The sequence below is a fragment of the Aidingimonas halophila genome (assembly GCF_900106955.1).
GTDB classification, from domain to species: domain Bacteria; phylum Pseudomonadota; class Gammaproteobacteria; order Pseudomonadales; family Halomonadaceae; genus Aidingimonas; species Aidingimonas halophila.
Map to the genome: position 1 here is coordinate 1 of NZ_FNNI01000021.1, position 1,128 is coordinate 1,128.

The following is a 1,128-nucleotide window of genomic DNA, read 5'->3' on the forward strand; positions in this document are numbered from 1 at the left end:
CCCACTGCCAGCTGGTGACGACACCAGGTGGCACACATGTGACCTACCGGGAGTCGTAAGGATGATGCGTCTTGCCCATATTTTACTCGCCGGCATCTTGCTGATGTTGCCCGGCATCGCCATCGCCCTGGAGCCCAAGGTTCAGGCTGCCAAGGACGAAGGCATGCGTTTGTACGGCCTTGGTATCTCGGGGGAGATCATTCCCTATTTGGAGCCCGCTGCCGAAGCCGGTGACGTGGAGGCCATGTACTACTACCAGCAAGGAGGCAGGACATGAGCGACGCTGCGCAGCCGGAAGGGTACGAGGAGACGGCCTTCACGGCCGATCGCATTCCCCGCCAGGCCCCGCCACCGCCCAAGGGCAAGCTCGGCAAGCTGGGCGACGCCTTCGATATGGCGCGTCTGCCCTGGGGGCATTATATCGGCATTAATCCCTCGGAATTTGAGTATGAATATGCCGGAGGGTGGTATTGTGACTATAAGTATATGGGAGAGCATGACTTTCATGATTTCAATCATATTAACGAATTGCGCTGGTCGAAGTTTGTCGATGAAGATATCAGCCTGATCTATCGCTTCTTTCGCTTCTGGTTTGTTGTTGTTAGTCATGGTTTTAGTTTTATTGCATCAGGTGGGGGTAAAGGGGGGGGGTGGTTTTTTTCAGCAATAGGTGTATTTGTTTTGCTCTTGTTGTTGGTTTCTGCCTTTTTGGTAAACCCAGATGAGCCATTTCCATATGATGGGCTTTTGGTTCCGTTGTCATTTTTTTTACTCTGTGGTGTGGCGACCATACTTAAAAGTCTATTTGAGAAATACAGCATCCGTTTCTACAAGAGCAACCAGAACTGGTCGGACGATGTCGCCTTCTGCCGCCGTTCCGGCCTGGTCAAGAGCTTTCAGGGCAACTTTCCCTTCTACGAGTTCGATGCCTTTATCGAGATGGCGGCGGACATGAAGGGCAACCAGCGCCATACCCTCAAGGTGCGCCACCGCTATCCGCAGTTCAGCAAGGACAAGCGCAGTGGCTTGCCGTTGGAGTTCACCTTCCCCACCGATACCGGCAGCATCGCCGAGCGCTATGCCATGTGGGATATGCTGAGCCGTTATATGGACGTCAGCCAGCCGCTG

The 1,128-nt window shown here is 53.7% G+C and carries 1 protein-coding gene and 1 pseudogene; both read left to right on the plus strand.

From position 1 onward, the window contains the following. Nucleotides 1-61 precede the first annotated feature (61 nt). Entirely contained in the window at nucleotides 62-277 is a 216-nt protein-coding gene (locus BLW01_RS18265; protein WP_244889970.1) for a hypothetical protein, read from the plus strand. Continuing rightward, nucleotides 274-1,128, plus strand: a pseudogene (locus tag BLW01_RS18270) (hypothetical protein); the annotation flags it as partial. The gene BLW01_RS18265 and the pseudogene BLW01_RS18270, both read left to right, overlap by 4 nt.